Origin of the sequence: Litorivicinus lipolyticus, from assembly GCF_009650135.1 — a bacterium.
GTDB lineage: Bacteria > Pseudomonadota > Gammaproteobacteria > Pseudomonadales > Litorivicinaceae > Litorivicinus > Litorivicinus lipolyticus.
This window is the reverse complement of the sequence record NZ_CP045871.1, coordinates 1,270,751-1,294,370: the sequence shown is the minus strand read 5'-3', so window position 1 is coordinate 1,294,370 and position 23,620 is coordinate 1,270,751. Positions and strand designations below refer to the sequence as shown.

The following is a 23,620-nucleotide window of genomic DNA, read 5'->3' as shown; positions in this document are numbered from 1 at the left end:
TCAGAACAATTCGATTTCGCCGGCGGTGTCCGTCGGCTTTTGAATGGTGCGTAGGTATTCAGTTTCGCGTTTGACGACGGTGTCGTTGCGCGTCGATTTCAAGCGTTTTACGCGGACCCGACCGGAGTCAGGAAAAAACAAAACCTTGCGCGGGAACACCGTGCCGACGTCTTCGCTTTGAATGCGCAAACCTTCGTTTTGCAGGTAGTCGCGGGCAAAATCGATGTTCTTTTTGCCAATGTCGGTCATGTTTGACAGCACCTGACCGCCACCGAATATCTTGACTTCGAGGCGTTCGCGTCGCCCACCCTGCTTAAGCACCTCGTTAATCAGGTACTCCATTGCCCACTGCCCGTAACGGGTGGCTGCGCCTAAAAAGTTAGCTTCTTCGGTGGCCGGCAACATGAAATGGTTCATGCCGCCGACTTTGGCGATGGGGTCACGGACACAGGCGCTAATGCACGAACCCAATACGGTTGCGATGACCTCGTCCGTGCGACTGGAGACATAGAATTCGCCTGGCATGATCTTGGCGGCATAGCGCTGGTGGGTGTTGTCCCAAAAGCGATTGACGTGCTCGAACCCGGGTAAGGTTTTGGGGAAGTCGACCTTGGCCGGGCGCGGCGTCAAAATACTCATTTTATTTTCCGATAAATAGTTTGCCCGTGCCCTTGGTAACGCTCAGTTACGCGGTGCAGCGTCTCGGAATGGCCAATGTACAGCCATGCCTCGGGTGCCATTTGATTGGCAATCCGATCGAATAAAACGCGTTGGGTGTCTTTGTCGAAATAGATCACAATGTTGCGGCAAAAAACGATGTCGAATTGGCCTTTCATGGGCCACTTTTCAAGCACGTTCAGCCGTTTGAAACTGACCAGACGACGCACGTCATCGTTGACGCTCCAGTGACCATCGCCCTGACGCGTCAGGTACTTGTCGCGCCACTCCGGGTTCATGCCATTGACCCGATCTTCGTTGTAAAGCCCAGCGCGTGCGGTGTTTAGTACGGCACTGTCCAAGTCCGTGGCCAACAGTTTTATGTCCCACGACCGATCAAAGCCAAACTCGCGGAGCATCATGGCAATTGAATAAGGCTCCTCGCCGGTGCTCGCGGCACAGCTCCACACCCGCAGTCGCCGACTGCCACCGTTGCGTTTCAGTAGGTCCGGCAGTGACGTCGCCAGCATGTGTTCGAAGTGGTGGTTTTCGCGGAAGAACGAGGTCAGGTTCGTCGTCAGCGCATTAACGAACTCGTTGGTTTCCTCAGGGTCCTTTCCAATCAACTCCAAGTACTGAGAAAAGCTTCCCAGTTGGCAGCGGCGAATACGTCGGGCCAAGCGTGAGTAGACCATTTCTTTTTTGTGATCAGACAGCACAATTCCGGTCGATTCGTGGGCAATACGCACGATTCGATTGAAGTCTGACTGGGTCATCAGAAATTCGCGTTTGTTGGCTTCGGCGCCGAATGCGCTCACTGCTTGATTCACGTAGCTTCGACCTTGGTTGTTGGGGTGTCGAACCAGCCGGTCCGAACCGCAGGATTCCTACTTGTTAACGGCGAGGATTAGTTGAACTTGAACCGCATCGACACGTTTGTAAGACCTGGTTCCGTAGCAAAGCCCAGCGATTGCTGGGCTTTTGGCGACCTGTCGCGCGTTAGAATTCATCCCATTCGTCGTCGTCCGAGACCGAGTGGGCGTCGTGTCGACTCGGGCTGGAGACGGGCGCCGGTTTGGGCTGTACGCGTGGCGGCGCTGGTGTCACCTGGGCGGGAGTGCGAGCTCCGGTACCGCCGCTGCCGTCGACTTTAAAGACGTTTGCTGCGGCGACCATCTGGCGAGCCTGTTCGGCCATGTTTTCGCCGGCGGCACTGGCCTGCTCAACTAACGCGGCGTTTTGCTGGGTCATCTCGTCCATCTGCGAAATCGCGGTGTTGACCTGCTCGATCCCCGAGCTCTGCTCGTCCGCGGCCCGTGTGATCTCGGCGACACGGTCGGCCACCGTGGCGATTGAGGTGACCAATGACTGCAGGGTTTCTCCGGATTGATTGACCAGCTGGGTGCCATCACTGACCTTGTTTGACGAGTCGCGGATCAGGTCTTTGATCTCCTTGGCAGCTTCGGCGCTGCGTTGAGCTAGGCTACGCACCTCACCGGCGACGACGGCAAACCCGCGTCCCTGCTCGCCCGCCCGTGCCGCTTCGACCGCGGCGTTCAACGCCAACAGGTTCGTTTGGAAAGCGATTTCATCGATGACGGTGATGATGTCGCTGATTTGCTTGGACGACTCGCTGATGGCGCCCATGGCATCCACTGCCTTTTTGACCACATCGCCGCCGGCTGCGGCGTCATCACGTACGCCACTGGCAAGCTCGTTGACGTTGCGTGCGTTTTCCGCGGTTTGACGGACTAAACCGGTCATTTCTTCCATGCTCGACGCGGTTTCTTCCAGGCTCGAGGCCTGTTCTTCGGTACGGTGTGACAGGTCCGAGTTTCCCTGGGCGATTTCTTCGGCGCCGGCACGGATCTGCTCGGACGACTGCAAGATCTGTTCAATCGTCGAGGTCATTTGGGCGATGGTTTGGTTGACATTGGTAGCCAACTCGCCGAACTGGCCTTCGAAGTTACTGGTGATGCGTTGGGTCAAATCGCCCGCCGCCATCGCTGACATCACAGTGTTGGTTTCGCCGACAATAGCCTCGGCGCTTTCAGCCATTTTGTTGACGCCTTGGGCCAGCGTCAGCATAAAGCCATCCTTGTCGTGCTCGGCAATTCGGGCGGACAGGTTACCGTTTGAGGCTTGGCCGACGATTGATTCGATTTCCTTTTCGACTGCGCGTTCCAGCGTGCGCTCGTCCCACTCAACGATGGTACCCAGACGCTGCTTGTCATCATCAAACACGGGGTTGGCGATCAGCTGGAAGATCTGAGTGCCGACGCTTATTTCGGACGTATGCGTGCCGGTCAGGTTGCCCAACAAGTTGCGCTGATGCGCGGGGTTGGCGTGGAAAATATCAAAGTTGGAACCGAGCACGGTGTTGTGGTCAAAGTTCGGCAGGATGGCGCGCAGGTTGTCGTTTGATGAGGTCATCAATGCCTGCGCCGATCGGTTCAAGTAAATGATGTTGCCATCGGCATCGGCGATCATGGTGCTGGTGTTAACGCTGTCCAAGCCTTGCTTGATACGGCTGCTGGTTTCGAGCGCCAATCGATCTTGGGCGCGCCTTTCGCGCAGGCTGTCCTGCATCTCAGCCAACCCTTGAAACAGCTTGCCAAAGGCATCCGTGGTCCGCGCGATGATGCTCTGGTCCAAATTGCCCGCGCGGATTTCCTCAAAGTGGTTGTTGACCCGCGCCAGTAGCGCATTTTGGTACGCCATCGTTTTCAGGGTGAAGGCAGCCGCGAAAACCACCATGACCGCGACCACCGCCAAGGTGGTGTAAAGGGCATTGTTGAAATCATCGATCCGATCCGCCAGCAAACCGTCCAGCAGAATGGCTGACTCGGTCACCGCGGCGCCATTGGCGGCAATGACTGCGGTCATGGCGTCAAAGTAGCTGGCCGAGGTCATGCCGGTAAAGTCGCGATTCATGATCCGTGCGATTAGGGCCTCCGCTTCGTTGCCACGGGCGCTCAAGGTGGTGAGCTGGCCTTGTATTTTTTTGGCAACGTCGGCGTTGTTATTGCCAGCAGTTTGTAGCGCATTCATGGCACCGGCAAATGCATCCTCGATGCGAATTTGCAGGCCCTGGAGTTTTTCCGCTTCGGTCGCCGTCAGTACGCCGCGGGCGACAATGCCCGCGCCGAGTCCACGCGCTTGGCCGGCGAACTCACCCAATGCTGGGGAGCGCACTACGATGTTATCCATCAGATAATACGAATCTAAATCCGGGTCCAAAATCAGGTTCGAGGTGTCACCGACATAGCTGATTAAGTCTTTGACGTTTAACACCAAGGCCGTGTGCGCGGCAAAAACATCCGCCGCCGAGCGTCCTTGGTCGCCTTGGCTAAGTGACGCCCACTGGCGTTTCAGGTCGTTGACTCGGCTACCGATCGCCAACAGGTCCGCCCAGTCCGGGTCCACGTTTTCCAGCGCCGTGAACGATGCCGCGACTTTCGAGCGCAGCCCCGGCAAGCGACTGGCGAGTTTGTCGTTACCCGCTAAGACCGCGTTGGTGGTGCCGCGGTGCTGTGGAATGTACGTCAGTAGTGGGCGTACGGCACGGATGTAGGCGTTGCCGACCACTTCTTTTTGACTAAATGCGACCGTCTGCTTGGTCTGCATAAAATACGCACCGGCAAAGCCTAAAATAATCACCACCAGCAAGGTGAACGCGATGCGTAGCTTGGTGCCGACCGGCACGATGGGTAAACGACTGAACATTGGATTCTCCAAATAGATGTGCCATCACGGACCGATGGTTGGACAGCATTAAAGTAGGTAACGGCCGATGTTTTGCTAACTAAATACTTATTTATAAAAAAGCCGTGCAACGTCGCACGGCGTCATCAGTCCGTCGCGTGCGGCGGTTAGCCGATGGCCTTCGGCTGGGGTTGGACGGGATCGGTTGACCAAGGCGGTGCCGTCGTCGACTTTGGTTGAGGAGTCACGGATCAGGTCTTTGATTTCTTTGGCGGCTTCGGCGCTGCGCTGGGCAAGGCTTCGGACTTCGCCGGCGACGACCGCAAAGCCACGGCCCTGTTCACCGGCACGCGCGGCTTCGACCGCCGCGTTCAAGGCCAACAGGTTGGTTTGAAAGGCGATTTCGTCGATCACGGTAATGTCGATCACGGTAATAATGTCGCTGATGCGTTTGGACGAGTCGTTGATGGCCTCCATTGCCGTCACGGCTTGCTGTACCACGCGACCGCCGTCGGCGGCATTGTCACGGACAGCACCGGCTAGCTCGTTGACGTTACGGGCATTGTCAGCGGTTTGACGCACCAGCCCGGTCATTTCCTCCATGCTCGACGCGGTCTCTTCCAAGCTAGAGGCTTGCTGTTCGGTGCGCAGCGACAGGTCCGAGTTGCCCTGAGCGATTTCTTCGGCGCCGGCGCGGATTTGTTCGGACGATTGCAAGATCTTGTCAATGGTCGCCGTCATCTGTTCGATACTGCGGTTGACGTTGTCGGCCAAATCTGAAAACTGACCTTGATAGCCTTCACTGACACGGCCGGTCAGGTCACCTTGGGCCATCGCGGCCATCACGCCGTTGGTTTCGTCGATGATTTGGGCAGCACCGGTGGCCATGGTGTTAATACCGCGTGCAAGGCTTAACGAAAACCCAACCTTATCGCCCTCGTTTATCCGGCTGGACAGGTCGCCGGCCGAGACGCCACTGACGACTGCTTCAATCAAGGTTGCTGACTGCTCGACGGCTTGGTTATTGGCCGCGATGACCGCGCTCATGGCGTCGACGTAGCTGGCGCTGGTGAGGCCGCTAAAATCTTCGGCGACCACGCGTTGCAACAAACCCTCGGCCTCAGCCCCGCGCAGCTCCAGCTGCTGGGTGACCTGCGCTAGCTGTCCGGCAAGTTCTGGCGTGCTTTCGCCGGCGGCGTGCAACGAGGCGACCGCCCCAACCAAGGCATCGTGCAGGCGCACTCGGATGGCCTCCAGTTGGCTACGCTCGCTCGCGGAAATGAACTGACGTTCGATAATGCCGGCGCCCATGCCGCGCGCTTGGCCGACGTATTAGCCCATCGCCGGCGAGCGCAGGACGATGTTGTCCATCAAAAAGTGCGAGTCAAGGTCGGGCGTTAACAATAGGTTTGAGGTTTTGCCGACCTGGAAAATGGTGGCCTGGATCTGGCCGATCAACTGATTGTGGGCCGTAAATTGCTCGGCCCGATTATGCGATTCAGCATCCAAGCGCAGTTGCGTCCATGCCTGTTCGAGGCTGTCCACCTGGGTGCCGATTTGAATGTCCGCGGCCCACGCCGGATTAAACCGGTGCAGTTGCTCAAAGGTATCGCCGATTGACGCCCGAATCGCGGGCAATTGCCCAGCCAGGGTGCCGTTCCCCAGCTCTACCGCATGGGTCAGCCTACGGTGCTCGGGGATATCGCGCAGTAGTGGGCGCAAGTCGCCAATAAAGGCGTTGCCGTAAAGCTCCTGGCGGCTGAAGTGGATGTCGTCATCGGTCTGTTGATAGTACGAGAACGCGAACACCAGAATGATCGCAATTAGCCAAGCAAATGAGACTTTTAGTTTGGTGCCGACTGGGATCGATGATAAGCGCGCCAACATGCTGGACTCCTTTAAGCCAATGATGTGCCGCCGTTCCCTGGGGCACCCCTTTGTTAACGGGTGCTTGATGCCTAGGTTGAGGTGCAACGAAAAAGGGCTGCACAAATTGTGCAGCCCTTCACGGTTACAACCTGTAGCAGTTGACTAGAACTCGTCCCAATCGTCGTCGTCACTGGCGGTGTGCACCGCCGCCGTGGCGCGGACACCGGTGGGTGCCGAGGCATCCTTGGGTGTTGCAGCCTTTGGCACGGCGCGAGCGTGGGTCGTTGCCGTACGAGCGCCGGTTGCGCCCTCTGCGACCTTAAAGAAGCCAACCGCATGGTTCATGCTGCGCGCTTGTTCGGCCATGTTCTCGCCGGCGGCGCTGGCCTCCTCGACTAAGGCGGCGTTTTGTTGAGTCATCTCGTCCATTTGCGATACGGCGGTGTTGACCTGCTCGATGCCCGAGCTTTGCTCTTCGGCCGCCCGGGTGATCTCGGCGACTCGGTCTGCGACTTCGGCGATCGAACCGACTAAGGATTGCAGCGTTTCACCTGATTTGTTGACGAGCTGGGTGCCGTCGTCGACCTTTGCCGACGAGTCGCGGATCAAGTCCTTGATCTCTTTGGCGGCCTCCGCACTGCGCTGTGCCAGGCTGCGGACTTCACCGGCAACCACGGCAAATCCACGCCCTTGCTCGCCCGCTCGGGCGGCTTCGACGGCAGCATTCAATGCCAGCAAGTTGGTTTGGAAAGCGATCTCGTCGATCACCGTAATAATGTCGCTGATGCGCTTGGACGAATCGCTGATCGCCTCCATCGCCGTCACTGCTTGCTCGACTACACGACCGCCTTCGGAGGCGTTGTCGCGCACGCCGCCCGCAAGCTCATTGACGTTACGCGCGTTTTCCGCGGTCTGGCGAACCAACCCGGTCATCTCTTCCATGCTGGACGCGGTTTCTTCCAGGCTCGAGGCCTGTTGTTCGGTGCGGTGCGACAGGTCCGAGTTGCCCTGTGCGATTTCTTCGGCGCCGGCGCGGATCTGTTCGGAAGAGTTGGTGATCTGCTCGATCACCCCCGTCATCTGGGCAATGGTTTGGTTCACCGCGTCCGCCAGGTCACCAAATTCACCACGGTAGTCGGCGTCGATGCGACCGGTTAGGTCACCTCGTGCCATGCCCGACATGACGCGGTTGGTGTCGGCGATAATGGCCTGCGAACCTTCGGTCAGTTTATTCAAGCCGCTGCCCAGCGCTTTGAAGAAGCCGGATTTGTTGGCCGTGTCCAAACGTGCAGACAAATCGCCGTTGGCGGCTTTTTCTACGATTTCACCGATTTCCGCTTCGACCGCTCGTTCTTCGGTTTTGTCGGCCCATTCAACCACGGTGCCCAAACGCACTTCGTTGTCGTCGTAAACCGGATTGGCGATCAATGAAAAGACCTGGTTGCCGACCGTGATTTCGGTGCGATGGGTACCGCGCAGGTTCCCCAGTATATTGCGTTGGTGTCCTGGGTTGGCGTGAAAATCGTCAAAGCGGGTGCCCACGATGGCGTCGTGGCGGAACCCGCTGATCTGTTTGCTCAGGTTGTCGCTGGACGTGCGCATCAATGCGTGGGCGGAATCGTTTAAGTAAATCACGTTGCCATCGCCATCTGCGATCATGACGCTGGTCGAGACATTGTCCAGCCCCTGTTTGATTCGGCTGTTTTCGGCCGAAACAATGGCTTCGCGCTCGATTTTTTCACGCAGTTGGGTCTGCATAGTTGACAGATTGCCCATCAACGCACCCATGTCATCTTGGGTGCGGATGACGATCGTTTGGTTTAGATCGCCATTTTGAATGCCGGCGAAGTAGCCCGAAATCAGCGTCATGCGATGGGCGATGCTGCGCAGGACAAAATATCCAATGATCAGGGTCGCGCTTAGCAAAACGAACACGCCAATCAGCACGCTGAACATCGTGTTTTGCATGCTGGCAATCCGCGCGTCGAGCAGTAAGTCCAGCCATTGAGAGGCGACGTCGCCGGCTCGCTCGTTGGCGCCGGCCAATTGCAGCATCAAGGTCGCGAAATCCGAAGGCTCACCCTGATAGCGTCCCGCCAGCACATCATTGATTGCCGTGCGTGCGTCGTCGCGGGCTTGATTTAGGTCACTGACCAAGGGCGCGACGATGCCTTTGACGGTGGCGTTATTGTCGCCCGACGTCAGCAGCGCGGTGGTGCCCGCACCGAAGGCGTCTTCCAGGCGAACCTGTGTGACCGTCAGTTCGCGGGCCAAATCAGGGTAGACAACGCCGTTGGAGATAATTTTGGCGCCGATATTGCCGGCCAAGCCCGCCAACGTTTGCAGTGCCGGCTCGCGCAAGACCACATAGTCCATCAGATAGAAGGAATCCAAGTCCGGATCCAAAATTAGATTCGAGGTGTCGCCGACGTAAGCCACCAACGACACCATGTTGTCGGTGAAGTGGGTATGCGCGGTGACCACCGCGTCGATGTCTTTGGACGTGGATGACAGCGCCATTACGGATTGCCATTCGCGCGCCAAATCGTCCAGCCGCGATCCGATCTTTAGCTCGCCGGCTTGGTAGGCGTCAAAGTCGCGGGCGCCGGCAAATCCTTGCTCGACGGCTTGCGCGCTGGCGGCTTCAACACTGCCCAGGGGCGAGTGTAACAGTCGCCCAACGACCGCCTCGCGGTGTTCGGTCGCGCCTTTGTAGATGGGCCTTAGCGCTTGAATGTAGTGGTTGCCGTATTCTTCTTTCTCGCTGAAGTGGATGCTGTCACTGGTTTGAAGGTAGTACACGCCCGAAAACCCCAGCACGATCGCAGTAAGCAAGCCGACGATCAGCCACAGCTTGACCCCAACTCGTAGATTATTGACGCGGCTCAACATCCTTGACTCCTAATTCTTCTCAAACCCCGCGAACAGCTCGGGGGATTTATAAGTTATCGGCACTAGTTGATTGATCTTTAACTGATATTTTTGCGTAGCGTAAAAAAGCCCGCACGGGGCGGGCTTTGTTGTCTGCTGCGTTGAGTCTAGGCCTCGGCGGCGTAGTCGCTGGACGTTGGCAGGCGGTCGGCATTTAGAAAGCGATCGATTTCCAAAAGGATGACCATCGTTTCTTGGACGTTGACCAAGCCTTTGATGTAGTGGGTATCGACACTGTCGCCCAAATCTGGTGGATCACGCATGTCGTCGGGGCTGATGCTGTAAACGTCGCTGACCGCATCGACCACAATCCCCATGGTTTTTTCGCCTTTTTCGGTGTTGACGTTCAACACGATAACCACGGTCATTGGCCCGTAGTCCAGCGGTTCCAAGTTGAACCGCTCGCGCAAATCAATCAGCGGAACGATGGTACCGCGCAGATTGATCACGCCTTTAACGTGTTTGGGCGCGTTGGGCACCGGGGTTGCTGAATCCCAGCCGCGAATCTCACGAACGCTCAAGATATCAACGCCGTACTCTTCACCATCCAGCATGAAGGTTAGGTACTGCTCCAGTGCCCCGGCAACGCCGTTGGCTTTCCGTTCGGCAGCTGCTGCTTCCATCGAATTCTCCTTACTCACAGACTGATCGTCCGCTGAATGTGGCTTTGACGGACGCCGGCCATGCGAATCAGGCTTTGGACATCCAAAATCATGGCGACGGTGCCGTCGCCCAAAATGGTCGCGCCGCTGACGCCATCGACCTTCTCGTAGTTCGTTTCCAAACTTTTGATCACAACCTGTTGTTGTGACAACAGATCATCGACCGCGATGGCGACCTTTTCGTTGTCAAATTCAAGCACTACGACCAAACCGTCTTCCAGACGCGTACTGTCGGCTGTAATGCTGAAGACGTCGTAAAGACGGACGACTGGGATGTACTCATCGCGCAGTCGCATGACCTCGGCGCCGCCGGCAATCTGGTTGATTTGCTCGGTTTTAACCTGCAACGACTCGATAATGTTGATGATGGGAAAGATGTAGGTGTGAGTGCCAACTCGGACCAACTGGCCGTCCAAAATTGCCAGTGTCAGCGGCAATCGCACGCGCATCGTCGTGCCGACACCTTTGGCCGATTCAATCTCGATTCCGCCGCCCAACTCGTTGATATTCTTGCGAACTACGTCCATGCCGACACCGCGACCGGAGACGTCCGTGACGGCCGCTGCGGTTGACAAGCCGGCTTCAAAAATCAGCTCGTGGATTTGGTTGGACGACAATTCTTGGTCCGGGCCGACCAACCCATTGCGGCGCGCCTTGGCTAAAATGGCGTCCGCATCCAAGCCTTTGCCGTCATCACTGATCTCGATCACGATGCTGCCGCCCTGGTGAAAGGCGTTCAGTTTGATCTGTCCGGTTTCTGGCTTGCCGGCATCCAAGCGATCCTGTGGCATCTCGATACCGTGGTCCAGCGAGTTGCGAACCAAGTGCACCAGCGGATCGCCGATTTTTTCCATGACGGTTTTGTCGAGCTCGGTGCCCTCGCCGTCCATGATCAGTTCGATCTTTTTGCCCATGGCCTGGGACATGTCACGCACCAAACGCGGGAAACGGTTAAAGGTGAAGCTGATGGGCAGCATGCGGATGCGCATGACTGATTCCTGCAGTTCACGGGTGTTGTGCTCGAGCTGTTCTAGCCCTTGCTGCAACTTGTGCAGGTTGGCCATGGCAAAACTTTCGCCCAAGGTGCCGAGCATCGACTGGGTAATCACCAGCTCACCCACCATGTTGATCAGCGCATCAATTTTGTCGGTCGATACCCGAATCGAGGTGTCGGCCTTTTTGCCGCTGTTAGCTTTCACGACAGCGGCCGCCGCTTGGGTCCGGCTAGCGTCATCAACAAGCGCGGGCGCCGGCGCAGCGTCCAGAGGTTCAATGGCCGCAGGTGCCGGCTGTAAGACCTCGGTAGCCTGATCGGGGCTATCGTGGTCGCCCAAGGCGGCGTAAGTCAGGTCTGATTCGTCCTCAACCCACTCGAAGACTTCTTTGATCGATTCCAGCGCTTCATCGGTGACGATTTCCAGCGTCCAAGACAGGTAGCATTCTTCGGGAGTCAGCGTGCCTAAGGACGGTAGTTTGCTCAGATCGCAGCGGGCCGTGACCTCGCCAAAGACTTCCAGTTCGCGGAACATCCGGACGGGCTCATTACCGGTCCGAAGCAAATCAAGGTCGGGTTTAAAGGTCACCACCCACCCCCGAACACCGGATTGACCTTTGCTATCCGCCGCCGTGGCCGGTGTCGGGACCGGCTCGCTGCCCATACCCGTATCAACGGTTACGGCCTCGCCATTGAGCATAGCTTGAAACTGTTTGTTCAGCGCGTGTGCGCTTTCCATGTCCAGTGGTGACTCGGTCTGCAGGGCATCGAACATGGCCCGCAAGCAGTCAACCGACTGTAGGAACAGGTTAATGGCGTCGCCGGTTAACAGCCGTTGGCCGTCGCGGATCTCGTCCAACAAGGTTTCCAGAATGTGGGTGAATTCAGCGACTTCGCTAAATCCAAAGGTGCCACTTCCGCCCTTGATGCTGTGAGCGGCGCGAAAGATCGCACCGATTGTGTCTAGATCCTGACTGCCTGGTTCAAGGGCCAACAGACCTTGTTCCATGATGTCTAAACCTTCAAGTGACTCTTCGAAGAACACTTGATGGAACTGCGACATATCAACCGACATGGGGATTCCTTAACCTAGGACCCGCTTGATGGTGTTCAGTAGCTGATCGGGGTTGAAAGGCTTAACGATCCAGCCAGTCGCGCCGGCCGCCTTGCCCGCAGCTTTTTTGTCACCAGCTGACTCGGTCGTCAGCATAAGCATGGGTGTGAATTTGAAGCTCGGTAGACCGCGGAGTTCTTTGACCAACTGGATACCATCCATGTTGGGCATGTTGACGTCCGTCAATACTAGGTCGACCTTCGCTGTTTGGGCTTTGGAGAGGGCCTCGACGCCGTCCACGGCTTCAATCACATCAAATCCAGCACCTTTTAGGGTAAAGGTGACCATCTGACGCATCGATGCCGAGTCGTCCACTGCCAAAATCGTAGCCATTATTAATTGTCCTCGTGCGCTTCAGCGCGAATTTCAGATAGGTTTAAAGCGTTGGTCAGACCCAGGCGGCGCGCGGCATCCAAAAGGGGCTCCGACACACCGGTCCAACGAATTTCACTGTCACGGCCGGTTAGCGAAGCTTGCACGGCAACCAATAACTGCAGGGCTGCGGTATCGCAGCGCTCTACTTGAGATCCATCGATTTCAAGCTCGGCTCCGCCGTTGATCAGCTCCTCGAGTTCCTCGTGAAGCGATTCAACCAGCATGATCTGTAGTTGCTTTTCAAGCTTGATCGTTTCGACCGCTGCCATGGCTCTTCCTAACTGATTTTGTCTAAGACTAGACAGTAATCGGCCTGGCGTTAGTTAACTTGAGGAAAAAATCTCCCCGCGGTCAGCCCGGTGCTAACCTGTGGAGTGGTTACGATCAGTATTACTCAGGAAAAACAGCATGTCCGACGCTACCCTCACGCAACGCGCCATGAACGTACTGGTCGTTGACGACAGCAAATCCATGCGCCACTTGATCGGCGCGGTGTTACGCGAACTGGGTCACCGGGCCTTGACAGCACGCGATGCCGACGCCGCGCTGCAGTACTTTTCCGAAAAGCGGATTGACCTGGTTCTGGTGGATGTTGAGATGCCAGGTATGGACGGCTTTGAGCTAACCCGGGCGCTGCGTGAGCGGTTGGCGAACGACTGGATTCCGATTGTGTTTTTGTCGTCCCGCCAAGAAGCCGAACTGATCGAACGCGGCATAGAAGCCGGCGGCGACGATTACCTGACCAAACCGATTAACCCGACCGTATTGCGCGCCAAACTGGTGGCCATGTCGCGCATCAGCAATATGCGCCGTGACCTATTGTCGGCTCAGGCCCAGCTGGCTAGTTACCGCAACGATCCCTTAACCGGCGTGCCAGGCAAAACGGTTTTGATCGAAAAGCTGCTGCGGCTGTGGCGTGATTGCCGGCGTGACGACCAACCGGTCAGCCTGATCCGAACGGACGTCATGGAGTTGGAGCAAATCAATCACACCAATGGCGTCGATTATGGTGACCGCATTCTGGTCAGCATCGGGCATGCGCTGATTGATAACGCACCCGAAGGATCGGTATACGGCCGTATCGATGGCGACGAGTTTATTGTCTGCTGGCCGTGCGCACTGGATGACGCCCAGCAATGGTGGGATGACCACCACGACCTGTTTCAGGCCCGCGACGTGATGGCGGACTGTGAAGTTAAAGGGACGGTGCTGTCGATGAATGCTGAACAGTTCGATTCATTGTCGGACCTATTGGATGTCAGCGCCGCCCAAGTTAGCGTGGCCTAGTATGTCGCCACTGTTCGGTGGCGTCCCGATCGGCACGTTGGGTGTCAGCGCGTTCCAGTGCGTCGCGTGCGCTGTCGACCAGTGACTCCAAGCCCTGCTCTTTTTGGCGTTGCAGCCGCCACAGGTCCTCGGCGCGGTCGTGGTCGCTGCGTTGGTTATCAAGCTTTCGCGCGCTCGCTTCGATCGCCGACTCCAGTTTTTTCAAGAAGCCCAAACGATTTTGGCGTGCCCGTAGTCCCGCCGCATTGAGCGTTTCATGCTCCCGTAATGGGGCTTCACTCATGGCTTTAAATTGTTGAAAATCTTCAATTTGTTGGGTCGTCTCGCGTATCCGCTGCTGGTGCTCTGCAAGTTGGCGTGCGGCTTTGTCGACACGCAATTCCGCGAGCCACCTCAACTTTTCAAGGCGCTTGGGGTCCACTACCCCAACACCAGCGTTTGCAGCTGCTGCTGGGTCTGTTCGAAATCACTGCCTTGATTCATCGGCTGGGCCAGAAACTCTCGGATCGCCGGCAGTTTGACGATGGCCTGGTCGACCACCGTGTCGGCACCGCGCTGGTAGGCGCCAACATCGATCAAATCACGGCGTGATTCGTACGCCCCCAACCATTGTTTGACGCGCATGGCGGCACTGGCGTGCTCGGGGGTGGTGATCTTTGGCATCACCCGCGATATGGACTGGGCAATGTCGATCGCCGGGTACTGACCGGTTTCGGCAATTTTACGATCCAGCACGATGTGGCCGTCTAGGATCGCCCGCGCAGCATCGGCGATCGGATCTTGTTGGTCGTCGCCTTCGGTCAAAACGGTATAGATCGCCGTCAACGATCCGGCGCTGTCGCTGTTGCCAGCACGTTCGACCAGTGCCGGCAGTTTGGCAAATACGCTGGGCGGGTAGCCCTTTGTCGTCGGTGGCTCGCCCGACGCCAAGCCAATTTCGCGTTGGGCCTGGGCAAAACGCGTCAGTGAATCCATCAGCATCAGCGTATGTGCGCCCTGATCGCGAAAATACTCGGCAATCCGCGTGGCTAGCTCGGCGCTGCGCAAGCGCAGTAGCGGCGAGGCGTCGGCCGGGCAGGCAACGACCACGGCCTTGCGTAGGCCCTGCTCGCCCAGGGCGTCCTCGACAAACTCACGCACTTCGCGGCCGCGTTCGCCAATCAATCCGACCACCACAATTTCGGCCTCGGTAAAGCGGGTCATCATGCCCATCAGCACCGACTTGCCGACGCCGGATCCGGCAAACAGCCCCATCCGTTGGCCTTTGCCAATGGTCAGGCAGCCGTTGATGGCTTTGACACCGACGTCCAGCGCTTGATTGATCGGGCTACGGGTCAGCGGATTCAGCGCCGGCGTCAGCCACGACTCGGGGTGAGTGTCGGTGATCGGGCCGAGTCCGTCGATGGGCTGCGCTTCGGCATCAACCACTCGGCCCAAAAGACCCATGCCTAGGTGGACTGACCCGGCATCGCCGTCAAGGGTCACTGCTGCCCCAGGGGTCAACCCACTGGCATCGTCCATTGGGATAACAATGCTGGTGTCGTCCCGAAACCCGACCACTTGGGCGCGCACGGGCCTGGGTTGGGCGTCGATCAGGATCCGGTCACCGAGCGCCAACCGGATGCCGCGTACCTCTAAACTTAAACCAATCAGGCGGCTCAGTTTGCCGCGTTGGTGTGGTGACCGCACCGCCAGACTAACCGGCAAGGTGCTGGCGATTCGCTCAGTTCGGCTCATCGTGTACCGCCGCCATTGGGTCATGCTCCAGCGACGCGTCTTGAGTTTCAATGCGTATGGCAAAACTGGCCAGGCCCGGATCGGCCACGGCACCGGTGACCCGGTGGGCCTGGTCGGGGTGCACAAACACGGTCAGTGGGTCGGTCCGCCCGGGAATTTGTTGCAACAGAGCATCGACCAGCGTCGGCATGGATTCGGGTTCGGACAATACATTCAATAGCGCCTGTTCGACCGTTTCGCGGCACAGCCATTCGATCGAACTGCGCAGCGCCATGTCGTCACGTTCGATCTGTTCATTAATCCTAGCAATGCCCTCGGCCAAGGCTGTTTCAAAGGCCTGTTGCTGTGTTTGCAGCTGCGCCGCCTGGGCCTGCTCTGCGGCGACCGCGGCCTCACTCATGCCTTGGGCATGGCCTTCGCGCCGTGCTTGCTCGTAGACGGCTTCTAGCTCGTCCGCCGTCGGTGGCCGCAATTGGGTCGCTTGCGACCTGGGCCGCTCAATAACGCGGCCGTCGGCGCCGATCGACGGCCATTCAAAGCGTGACATTTACAACATGTCCTCGCCGCTGCCGCCGCCTAGACTGAGTTCGCCATCGTCGGCCAATCTGCGTGCCAGCGTCAGGATTTCTTTTTGGGCGGTTTCGACTTCGGACACTTTGACCGGGCCCTTGTTTTCCAAGTCGTCTTTGAGCATTTCAGCCGCACGCTCGGACATGTTGCCGAACACCATGGCCTTAAGTTCGTCGTCCGAGCCTTTAAGCGCCAACAACAGGCCGTCGTTGTTGACGTCACGCAGCAGCCGTTGCATGTCACGATCTTCGATGTTCTTGAGGTCTTCGAACACAAACATCAGCTCTTGGATTTGGTCGCCCAGCGGTTCGTCCGCTTCGCGTATTTGCTCCATCATGCTGGCCTCGACGGCACTGTCGACGAAGTTCATGATGTTGGCTGCGGTTTTGATGCCGCCGATCGAGGTCGTCGCATTGCCGCTGTTGCCACTCAGCTGCTTTTCCAAAATGTCGTTGAGTTCTTGCAGGGCCTGGGGCTGGATTTGGTCCAAATTGGCAATGCGCATGATCAAGTCCACACGTACACGCTCGTCAAACACACCCAGCACCTGGGCGGCCATGTCCGGATCCAAGTAGCTCACCACAATCGCTTGGATCTGGGGGTGCTCGTGGCGAATCAGCTCGGCGACCGCACGCGAGTCCATCCATTTGAGCGTGTCCAAACCCTTGGTGTTGGCACCGACCAAGATGCGATCGATCAGGCCGTTGGCTTTTTCGCTGCCCAAGGCCTCGGTCATCATGTTGCGAATAAAGGTGTCCGATTCGCTGGTCAAGCCGGTCTGGTTACTGACGGCCTCTAAAAAATCGCCCATTACTTCTTGGACTTGGCTGCGCTGGATGCTGCCCAACGAGGCCATCGCGGCGCCCACGGCCTGGACTTCTTTGGGCCCCAACTGTTTAAGGATCTGCGCGGCGTCCGATTCGCCTAGGGTCATCAGCAGAATCGCTGCTTGTTCAATGCGTGCTGACATGGTTAGTCCTCAATCGTCCATTCTTTGATGACCTGGGCAACACGGCCGGGGTCTTCGGCGACCAGGGAACGAATCGCGTCGAGCTGTTTTTCGTATCCCGAATTGCGGCCGGGCAAGTCAACGTCAGCTTCTTTGATGTCGGGGCCGGGTAGGCCCAACAAGTTGTTCGGGTTGGCCGCAGCGGATTCGCCGCCGCCCATGGAGCCTCCCCCGGCCATGCCAGCGCCAGCGCCTGCGGGCACCATCATCCCAGCCGAGCCGACTTCAGTGACTCGCTTCAGGAATGGCCGCAGCACGCCAAAGGCTAGGAACAATACGAATAAAGCACCCGCACCCTGTTTGGCCAGGTTCAATACCCACGGCTGCTGCCAAATCGGGGTCTCGGCGCGTTCCAGCTCCTCCGGCAGCGCTGCGAATGGGGTGTTCTCAATGCTCAGCGTATCACCACGATTTTCGCTGACGCCGACCGCTTCACGTACCAAACGCTCCAAGCGCTCAAGGTCTGCCTTGGTCCAGGACTCACGCAGGGTTTCGCCCGTATCCGGGTCGACTGAAACAATGTCATCAACGGCAACGGCCACCGACATCCGCAAAATCTGCCCTTGTTGGCCGCGGCGGTAGGTCATCTGGCGTTCGAGTTCGAAGTTTTTGACCTCTTCGTACTTACCGTCAGTTCCCGTTTGAACGCCGCTGTTGAACTGCGATGCGACGGTCTGCGCGATCGGTGCGGCGCCGTCGGCATTGGCTTCGCCTTCAACGGGTTCTTCCCCAACCTGGTTGCTGAGTGCACCGGGAATGCCCCCGACCGTTGACGTCGACACCCCGCCCTCGCTGACCAGGCGTTGGCTGCGGACCACGGATTTGGTGGGATCGTAGCTTTCGACCGCGGTTTCGACCTGGGTGAAGTCCATTGCGACGGTTAACTCCGTCCGGAAACGTTCGGCGCCGACAATCCGGTTCAATAACGATTCGACGCGCAAGCGCAAACGATCCTCAACCTCTTGCTGGTACTTCAATTGACGTGCCGCCAACTGAATGCCTGGGTCATCGGATTGCGCGCTTAACAAACGGCCGCGCTGGTCGACCACACTGACGGCATCTACCGTCAGTTCGGGGACGGAGTTGGCGACCAAGTTGACGACCGCCTGAATTTGGCCGTTCGAGATCGGTGTGCTACCGGCAAGTTCCAAAAACACACTGGCGCTGGGCGGACGACGGTCACGTACAAACACCGACTGACGCGGCACCGCCAAGTGAACGCGGGCGCCACGAACCTGACGGAACGACGAGATGGTGCGCGCCAGTTCCCCTTCGATGGAACGTAAGTAACGGGCGCTCTCCATGAACTGACTGGTGCCAAATCCGCTGTCTTGCTGAAGGATTTCAAAGCCGAGGTCGCGTTGATCGGTGATGCCAGCACCGGCCAAGGCGATTCGAGCCTGGTGAAAGCCGCCTTCGTCAACCAGCAACTGGCCGTTGCCATCGATTTTGTAGCGAATTTGTTGGCCGGCCAAAATCGAGGTGACTTCGGCCGAATCCGTGGTGTGAATGTCTCGCAGCAGCGGGCGCCAGCTCGGTTCTTGGCTCCACATGACCACCCAAACGCCCAGCGCAACGGCGCCCGCCAAGCCGATCATCAGACCCAGCTGGCGAATTAGTGTCAGGTTTCCAAGCCCGGATAAGAAGTCAGGCGAGGACGCTTCGTTCAAGTTAGCAGCCATGGGTCAGATCCTTAAATGGGCATTTTCATGATGGATTCGTATGCTTGAACCAGGCGATTACGCCCTTGGATCAGCGCTTCCGTGGCGACACTGGATTTGTTCATCGCGATCATAACGCGCGCCAGGTCGACACCTTCGTCACCGCGCATGTACGAGTTCTGCAGTTCGCCAGAGGATTTTGAGAGGCCGTTCACTTCGTTGATGGCATTCGTCATCATTTCACCGAACCCGGGAGCGTTGGTTTTTTGCGTCGAAGAGACACCGTTGACGCCCGGTTTGATCGGGGAGGTGACGCCCTCGGGTCGCGGCATTTGCGACTGCATGCTCCGGATCTGGGTTAACACACTAGAAATGTCGGCGCGTTCAACCATGTGTCATTCTCCTGACGGTTTTCTCTCGTAGTCAGAACAATGCAGGTTGTGTGCCAAGTTTAGAGGGTCATGCCCTGCTCGCGATATTTCGCCAGTTTGTGGCGCAGCGTGCGTGGGCTGATACCTAACCGTTGCGCGGCGCGTTCTTTGCGTCCGTTCTCGGCGATCAGCGCGGCTTTTAGACTGTGCCACTCGGACAGCTGGTTGGACTGGGCCAGTTCAACGGGTGCCGATTCGTTGGCGGTGACGGGCGCCGAATCCATCAGCAAATCCGCAGCCTCAACCACGCCGTTGACCGACAGCACCAGCGCGCGGTGCATGACGTTGTCCAGTTCGCGCACATTGCCCGGCCAGTCATGGGCAATCAGACGGCGAATCGCCGCGGCGCTCAAGGTTGGCTGGGGAACACCGGATTGGGCCGCATGTTTGGCCAAACAGTGTTGTGCCAAAGGCTCAATGTCCCCCCGGCGTTCGGCCAAAACCGGCCACGCCAGCGGCATTACATTCAGGCGATAATAGAGGTCTTCGCGCAGCACTCCGTCACTAACCGCGTCCGCCAGCACCCGGTTGCTGGTGGCAATGATGCGCACGTCAACCGCTATCGGCTGGGTTGACCCAAGTCGCTCGACTTCACGTTCTTGCAGCACCCGTAGCAATTTTGATTGCAGTGCGATATCCATCTCGGTGATCTCGTCCAGCAGCAAGGTGCCGCCGCAGGCCTGTTCGAACTTACCGGCCATGCGTTTGACTGCGCCGGTAAAAGCACCTTTTTCGTAGCCAAACAGGGTCGCCTCTAACAGGTTGTCCGGAATCGCCGCGCAGTTGATGGCGACAAAGGGTTGGCCGGCCCGCTTGGAGTGCTGGTGGACATAGCGCGCTAGGACCTCTTTGCCGGTGCCGGACGCGCCGCTGACCATGACGGTGGCGTCGCTGGCGGCGATACGTTTGGCCAATAGCAGCACCTGTTTCGCCGCCTCAGATGCGGCGATCGGCTCGCTTTGACTGGCATGGGTATGGCGCTCGATGATGCGCGCCAGATCTGAGGGTTTGAACGGTTTGGCCAAGTAATCGCGCGCGCCGAGTTGGATCGCATTGACTGCCCCGCGGACGTCGCTGTAGGCGGTCATTAACACCACCGGTGTGCCCGGCGCAGCGGTTGCGGCGGCGCGCAGTACATCAAAGCCATCCGGCCCGTGACCCAAATTAATATCGCTCAACACCAAGTCCGCTTCGCCCAGCGCCGCGATCCCGGCACTGACGGTGTCGCAATGATCGACCCTATGGCCTTGGATTGACAGTATGTCGGACAGTGCCTCGGCTAAAGCCGGATCGTCTTCGATCAATAGAATGCGGCTCATCCAACCTCCAGCGGCACACGCACGTCGACCCGAACGCCATCACCGATCTCGCGGATGTGCAGACTGCCTTGGTGGGCCTGGATAATGCCGTCGGCGACACATAGCCCCAAACCCGTACCGCCCTTACGGGCTGTTTTGAAGGGCTGCATCAACTCGCGCGCATTAATCCCCTGCAGGCCGCCGGCGTTATCCGTCAAGGTCAGCACCAAGGTGTCGCCCTCGATCCGCCCACGCAGCATTAGCTGCAACAGACGGCCCCGCCCGTCGGCGACTTGAATGCTGTTACGCACCAGATTGAGCAGTGCACCGGTCAGCGCGCTTTTGGCGATCTGAATCGGGCGTAAACTGTCATCCAGCGCATAGGTGGCGCGTGCGGTGGCGGGTAACTGACTGCCAATGCTGGTGCGCAGTGCGCGCCAAAATTCACTAACGCTCAGCCTATCGTCACGTTTTAACTCGCCCCGGGAATAGCTGAGCATGTCGTCCAGCTGCGCCGACAGGCCGCTGAGGCTGGCGGACAGCCGGCCGGCAAAGCGTTTACGCTGGTCGGCCATCAGGTGTGGCGCATTTAATTGTTCGGCGTACAACATCGCTGTCGATAGCGGTGTTCGAATTTGGTGAGCCAAGGACGCGGCCATCTGGCCCATCTGCGCGAGCCGGTCTTGATGAGCGCGCGCGCGTTGCAGCGCTCGGGTTTGACTCATGTCCGTCATGACCACCAGCTGACCATCACCGGCCGGGAGCGCAACCGTTTTCAGGGACACCTGGCGGCCATTGGCCAAGGATATTTCGTGGCCATCATCGGGCTTGGGGGCGAATAAGTGGCCGATCGCGTCGGACCACAGGTCACCGAGGAGGCTGGTGCCGAGCAATTCAAACGCGGCTGGGTTTTGTTGCTCAACACGACCATCCGCACCGACCACCAATACCGCGTCGGGCAATACATGGATCAGCGAATCGAAGCGCGAGTTGGACTGCGTCGGTGTCAGCACTGCTAAATTGGACATTCCCTACCCCGTCAAAAATCGGATACTTAGGCAATGTCAAAGCAGGATGCGTGCCAGTCTATTTTTCGGCGCTAAGTTCGTATTTGCGCATTTTTTCGACCAGCGTAGTTCGGCGCAGCTTCAGACGCTCGGCGGCCCGTGCGACAACGCCGTGGGCGTCGTCCAGGGCCTGCTCGATCAGGGTCTTTTCAATGTCCGCCAGGTAGTGTTTCAAGTCCATGCCAGTGACCGGCAAGGTGTGCCCGGCGCTGGGATCGGTGCTGACCGAGGCGCGCGCGCCCTGAGTCTTGGCCGCCTCAATAATGGCCGCTTCTTCGGCATCATCGTCTTCGATATAACGGAACTTGGTCGGCAATTCTTTGAGGCCAATGACCCCATACGGATGCATGATCGCCAACCGCTCTATCAGGTTAGCCAGCTCGCGCACGTTACCGGGCCAGGCGTGGTGGGTCAGGCTCATTAGCGCCACGCTGTTAAATTTAATACTGCCACGGCCCTCGGTTTCCAGCCGTCGCATCAGATCCTGCAATAACAGTGGCAAGTCCTCGGTGCGCTGACGCAATGCCGGCATTTCAATTGGGAATACGTTAAGGCGGTAATACAGGTCTTCGCGGAATTTTCCGTCGCGGACCATGTCTTCCAGGTTGCGGTGAGTGGCCGCAATAATGCGCACATCGGCCTTGATGACCTTGTTGCCGCCGACGCGTTCAAAGGTGCGTTCCTGCAAAACCCGCAACAACTTGACCTGCATGGTCAGCGGCATATCACCGATCTCATCTAAAAATAAGGTGCCGCCCTGGGCCAGCTCGAAACGCCCGGTCCGCGCGCTGAAGGCCCCGGTAAAGGCGCCCTTTTCGTGACCAAACAGTTCGGACTCTAGCAGCTCGGCCGGTATCGCCCCGCAGTTGACCGGTACAAAGGGTTTGTCTTTGCGGCTGCTGTTGTAGTGCAGGTTGCGCGCAACGACTTCCTTGCCGGTGCCGGATTCACCCAACACCAAGACGGTGGCGTCGGAATCGGCGACTCGGCCCATCATTTCACGGACATCGCAGATGACGCGGCTGGTGCCGACTAAGGATCGAAACAGGTGCACTTCGCGGCGTTCGGTGCTAGCCGCGCGTGCCAGGTGTTCGCGGTAGACCTGGGCGCGGTGGGTGGCGTCGACCCATTGGTTGTACCCGCCTTTTTCGTCAATCCGTGCGATGCAGGCACGTCTGACCGGGTCCGAGACGCCGGATAGGTCATGATCGCCGATGCGGACGAACGGCATGGTCGGGTCGGCGTCTAAAATCGCAGTCAGCAGTGGCGCCAATTTTGAATGTGAAACGCGGCTAATGATGGTCATGCGGACGTTTTCAATGCCGCCGATGGGCGCCGCGCACTCTTCCCAATTATGGGATTCGGCGAGTGCATAGGATTCACCGACAAAGTCCATGAGCAAGGAGCGGTCACGTGCGCTGGCAGCGTCGTTGTCGATCAGCAAGAGTGCATGTTGGTGGGCCATTGACCTTCCTTAGTTATGATTTGAATCTAGCAGTCAGTTAAGGATTGTCAAAAGGTTGACGCTGAAACCTAGTACCGTGACGCTTTTTGGTAGGCAGTAACCGATTTCTTGGCTTTTGTTGATCGAAGCGTCTCGGCCCGCGCGTCGATAGCGGCGGCGCTAAGTTGCCCCTGCAATCGCTCGTAGGCGGACATCAGATCAGAAACAAACTGGCGTATTTCCGGGGCGGATTTGTCGCATCCAGTCAGGTAGCGAACGATATCCGAATCGTGCCTGGCCGCTTGGTCCAGCTCATTTTTATCGACACAAATGAGCATGTCGACCAATGCGCGTTTAGCCTGGGTTAAGTTCAGAATCGACAACCGTGACCCACCCTTCGCGAATAGTGTTGAGGTGCAGGCGACACTGGGCTAGTTTTTCGAGGTCGTTGCGTGCGATTACCAGTAGCAAAGTCCGTTCGACGAAGTCGTATACGTTTTTGAGGTTTCTGGCCAACTTGCCGCCTGATTCCATATCCAAGCTCGCTTTCAATGCCAGCGTAATGTCCATCGCCCGGGTCAAATTGGTCGCCTTGGCTTCGAAGTCCTTGCGCTGGATTGCCGCTTCACCCGCGCCCATTCGCGCAAGAGCGCCGTCTAATAGCATTAAGATTAAACGCGATTTGCTGGCCCCCGATTGGCTGCTGACATTTACATTCGAGTAGGCCTTGGCTGCAAGTGTTCCAGTCACGTGAGCGACTCCTGAGTCATTAGTTTGCGTAATAAGGTTATCGGCGAACCCGGTGTTTG

The 23,620-nt window shown here is 57.8% G+C and carries 22 protein-coding genes; 1 reads left to right on the top strand and 21 read right to left on the bottom strand.

Annotated elements, in window-relative coordinates; all coding sequences use genetic code 11:
• From cheD to GH975_RS06465, 10 genes are all read right to left on the bottom strand, one after another.
• Entirely contained in the window at positions 1-639 is a 639-nt protein-coding gene (gene cheD / locus GH975_RS06510; RefSeq protein ID WP_153713750.1) for a chemoreceptor glutamine deamidase CheD, read from the bottom strand.
• Positions 636-1,487, bottom strand: coding sequence for a CheR family methyltransferase (locus tag GH975_RS06505; RefSeq protein WP_246164691.1), 852 nt, complete (start codon positions 1,485-1,487; stop codon positions 636-638). Before GH975_RS06505 ends, cheD begins: the two co-directional genes overlap by 4 nt.
• A gap of 169 nt (positions 1,488-1,656) precedes the next feature.
• Positions 1,657-4,383: a methyl-accepting chemotaxis protein gene (locus tag GH975_RS12155; RefSeq protein WP_246164690.1), complete on the bottom strand. Its 2,727-nt coding sequence runs from the start codon at positions 4,381-4,383 to the stop codon at positions 1,657-1,659.
• 87 nt (positions 4,384-4,470) lie between these two features.
• Positions 4,471-5,673, bottom strand: coding sequence for a methyl-accepting chemotaxis protein (locus tag GH975_RS12240; protein WP_153713749.1), 1,203 nt, complete (start codon positions 5,671-5,673; stop codon positions 4,471-4,473).
• Positions 5,674-5,694: 21 nt separating this feature from the next.
• A complete protein-coding gene (locus GH975_RS06490) occupies positions 5,695-6,249 on the bottom strand; it encodes a hypothetical protein (protein WP_153713748.1) in 555 nt (184 codons plus the stop codon).
• A gap of 144 nt (positions 6,250-6,393) precedes the next feature.
• Positions 6,394-9,123, bottom strand: coding sequence for a methyl-accepting chemotaxis protein (locus GH975_RS12235; RefSeq protein ID WP_153713747.1), 2,730 nt, complete (start codon positions 9,121-9,123; stop codon positions 6,394-6,396).
• 146 nt (positions 9,124-9,269) lie between these two features.
• Positions 9,270-9,785: a chemotaxis protein CheW gene (locus tag GH975_RS06480; RefSeq protein ID WP_153713746.1), complete on the bottom strand. Its 516-nt coding sequence runs from the start codon at positions 9,783-9,785 to the stop codon at positions 9,270-9,272.
• A gap of 14 nt (positions 9,786-9,799) precedes the next feature.
• Positions 9,800-11,893: a chemotaxis protein CheA gene (locus GH975_RS06475; RefSeq protein ID WP_153713745.1), complete on the bottom strand. Its 2,094-nt coding sequence runs from the start codon at positions 11,891-11,893 to the stop codon at positions 9,800-9,802.
• 9 nt (positions 11,894-11,902) lie between these two features.
• Positions 11,903-12,265, bottom strand: coding sequence for a response regulator (locus GH975_RS06470; RefSeq protein ID WP_153713744.1), 363 nt, complete (start codon positions 12,263-12,265; stop codon positions 11,903-11,905).
• Positions 12,266-12,267: 2 nt separating this feature from the next.
• Positions 12,268-12,576 (bottom strand): STAS domain-containing protein, encoded by a 309-nt coding sequence (locus tag GH975_RS06465; RefSeq protein WP_153713743.1) that lies wholly within the window; start codon positions 12,574-12,576, stop codon positions 12,268-12,270.
• Between the two features lie 139 nt (positions 12,577-12,715).
• On the opposite strand from GH975_RS06465, the gene GH975_RS06460 reads away from it, so the two are divergent.
• Entirely contained in the window at positions 12,716-13,594 is an 879-nt protein-coding gene (locus GH975_RS06460) for a GGDEF domain-containing response regulator (RefSeq protein ID WP_153713742.1), read from the top strand.
• Here the strand turns inward: GH975_RS06460 and GH975_RS06455 are convergent.
• The 11 genes from GH975_RS06455 to fliS all read right to left on the bottom strand — a co-directional run bounded on the left by GH975_RS06455 (position 13,581) and on the right by fliS (position 23,561).
• Positions 13,581-13,991 (bottom strand): flagellar FliJ family protein, encoded by a 411-nt coding sequence (locus GH975_RS06455; protein ID WP_170272574.1) that lies wholly within the window; start codon positions 13,989-13,991, stop codon positions 13,581-13,583. The genes GH975_RS06460 and GH975_RS06455 overlap by 14 nt on opposite strands.
• Positions 13,992-14,014: 23 nt before the next feature.
• A complete protein-coding gene (locus tag GH975_RS06450; RefSeq protein WP_153713740.1) occupies positions 14,015-15,331 on the bottom strand; it encodes a FliI/YscN family ATPase in 1,317 nt (438 codons plus the stop codon).
• Complete coding sequence (locus GH975_RS06445; RefSeq protein WP_153713739.1) at positions 15,318-15,878, bottom strand: FliH/SctL family protein; 561 nt, start codon at positions 15,876-15,878, stop codon at positions 15,318-15,320. The genes GH975_RS06450 and GH975_RS06445 overlap by 14 nt, the downstream gene beginning before the upstream one ends.
• Positions 15,879-16,871 (bottom strand): flagellar motor switch protein FliG, encoded by a 993-nt coding sequence (gene fliG / locus GH975_RS06440; RefSeq protein ID WP_153713738.1) that lies wholly within the window; start codon positions 16,869-16,871, stop codon positions 15,879-15,881.
• Positions 16,872-16,873: 2 nt separating this feature from the next.
• Positions 16,874-18,592 (bottom strand): flagellar basal-body MS-ring/collar protein FliF, encoded by a 1,719-nt coding sequence (fliF, locus tag GH975_RS06435; protein ID WP_153713737.1) that lies wholly within the window; start codon positions 18,590-18,592, stop codon positions 16,874-16,876.
• An 11-nt stretch (positions 18,593-18,603) separates the two neighbouring features.
• The gene (gene fliE / locus GH975_RS06430; RefSeq protein ID WP_153713736.1) at positions 18,604-18,963 is read right to left on the bottom strand and encodes a flagellar hook-basal body complex protein FliE; all 360 of its coding nucleotides are present in this window, start codon (positions 18,961-18,963) and stop codon (positions 18,604-18,606) included.
• 59 nt (positions 18,964-19,022) lie between these two features.
• A complete protein-coding gene (locus tag GH975_RS06425; protein ID WP_153713735.1) occupies positions 19,023-20,321 on the bottom strand; it encodes a sigma-54-dependent transcriptional regulator in 1,299 nt (432 codons plus the stop codon).
• Positions 20,318-21,328: an ATP-binding protein gene (locus GH975_RS06420; protein WP_153713734.1), complete on the bottom strand. Its 1,011-nt coding sequence runs from the start codon at positions 21,326-21,328 to the stop codon at positions 20,318-20,320. Before GH975_RS06420 ends, GH975_RS06425 begins: the two co-directional genes overlap by 4 nt.
• A gap of 58 nt (positions 21,329-21,386) precedes the next feature.
• Complete coding sequence (locus tag GH975_RS06415) at positions 21,387-22,832, bottom strand: sigma-54 dependent transcriptional regulator (RefSeq protein ID WP_153713733.1); 1,446 nt, start codon at positions 22,830-22,832, stop codon at positions 21,387-21,389.
• A 68-nt stretch (positions 22,833-22,900) separates the two neighbouring features.
• Positions 22,901-23,194, bottom strand: coding sequence for a hypothetical protein (locus GH975_RS06410; protein WP_153713732.1), 294 nt, complete (start codon positions 23,192-23,194; stop codon positions 22,901-22,903).
• Positions 23,166-23,561, bottom strand: coding sequence for a flagellar export chaperone FliS (gene fliS, locus GH975_RS06405; protein ID WP_170272573.1), 396 nt, complete (start codon positions 23,559-23,561; stop codon positions 23,166-23,168). Before fliS ends, GH975_RS06410 begins: the two co-directional genes overlap by 29 nt.
• Between the last annotated feature and the right edge of the window lie 59 nt (positions 23,562-23,620).